Here is a 1,775-nt window from a genome sequence, read left to right on the forward strand (position 1 = left end):
CGCTGACCCGGCCTTCCTGGCCCCGCAATTGGTACGACACTGGTCTACCGATGCCCGCATCACGCCGGGCGAGCGGCAGGACCTCGCCGAACGCCTGCTCAGGTTCTATGCCCAGCACCTCAAGGCGAACCCGGACTGGCGCATCGAACCCCGCCCGGAACTCGTGGCCGGCGCTCGCCAGACCCTGCTGGCGGTGATCGGGGAGCGCAACGGCGAGGACACCATTTACCAGGGCATCATCAATGCCTTCGCGAACAACGGCGGCAACAAGTATCCGGACGCGACCCTGGTCTCGCTGACGGCCGGCGCCGATCCCCGCGGGCTGGTGCGCGCCACCGCGATCGTGCCCGGTATCTTCACGCGCCAGGCCTACGAGGGCCATGTCGCTCCCGCCATCGAGGCCGCTGCCAAGCGCAGCGAGATCGCCAGCGACTGGGTGCTGACCGACGGCAAGCCCCAGGCATCGCCGACAGAAGGCCGCTCCGCCGAAGCCCTGCAGGCTGCGCTGACCGAGCGGTACTTCGCCGACTACGCGGAGCGCTGGCAGGGCTTCATGAACAGCCTGCAATGGGAACCCGCCCCCACGCTGCCGGCCGCCATCGATCAGCTCAAGCTGATGGCCGATGCGCGCCAGTCGCCGGTGATCGCGCTGATGAAGTCGCTGGAATACCAGGGCGGCGCCGGCGCGCACAAGGATTCGCTGTCCGACACGCTGGTGGCCAAGGCCCAGGACTTGCTGGGCAAGAAGACGGCGGGACCCGAGGCGATCAAGCCGGACACGGCCGGGCCGCTGGGCGCCGCCTTCGGACCGGTGCTGCGGCTGGTGGGACAGGGCCAGGCCGCCAATGCAGGCAGCAGCAGCGACCTGAGCCTGCAACGTTTCCTCGACCGCGCAACGGCGCTGCGCCTGCGCCTGCAGCAGGTCAGCAACAGCGCGGATGCCGACGCGCAAGCCCGGCAGATGGCGCAGGCACTTTTCCAGGGCAAGGGATCGGAGTTGGCCGACACCCGGGCCTATGCGCAACTGATGGCGGCGAGCCTCGGCAACCAGTGGGCGGGCATGGGCGAGACGTTGTTCGTACGCCCGATCACGCAGGCCACGCAGACCGTGCTGCAACCCGCGCAGGCGAGCCTGAACGACGCCTGGCGACAGGGCATTGCCATGGCGTGGGGCAAATCGTTCGCCGGGCGCTATCCGTTCGCCGACAGCGCCAACGATGCCTCCTTGCCGGAACTGGCGCGCTTCCTGCGCCCGCAAACCGGCGTGATCGGGGCGTTCCTCGGCACGCAACTGGCAGGCGTGCTGGAACTGCAGGGCGATCAATGGGTGCCGGCGGCCACCGGCGGCCAGGCGCTGGCCTTCGATCCGGCCTTCCTCAAGGCGGTCAATGCCCTGCAGCGCATCGCCACCCGCCTGCTGGCGCAAGGCGAGCCGCAGTATCGCTTTGAGGTCAAGCCGATTCCCACGCCGGGCCTGACCGACACGGTGCTGACCGTCGACAGCCAGAAGCTGCACTACTACAACCAGCGCGAGACCTGGCAGGCGATGACCTGGCCGGCCAACAACCTGCAGGACCTGGGCACCCGGCTGCAGTGGCAGACCGAGCACGCGGGCACCAACAAGAGCTATGAGTTCGGCGGCCGCTTTGGCTTCGTGCGGATGCTGGAGCGGGCGCACGTCGAGCCGCTGGACAGCGCCGTCTATCAATTGACCTGGCGAGGCACGCCCGACACCAAGGGGCCGACGGCCGGCGAGCTTGAGCCGAGCGCTGCCG

The 1,775-nt window shown here is 69.1% G+C and carries 1 protein-coding gene; it reads left to right on the forward strand.

The features are described from left to right. On the forward strand, positions 1–1,775 hold a 1,775-nt coding region (locus tag K206_RS0136285; RefSeq protein WP_020207121.1), incomplete at both ends, for an ImcF-related family protein.

The sequence above is a fragment of the Cupriavidus sp. WS genome (assembly GCF_000395345.1).
GTDB classification, from domain to species: domain Bacteria; phylum Pseudomonadota; class Gammaproteobacteria; order Burkholderiales; family Burkholderiaceae; genus Cupriavidus; species Cupriavidus basilensis_B.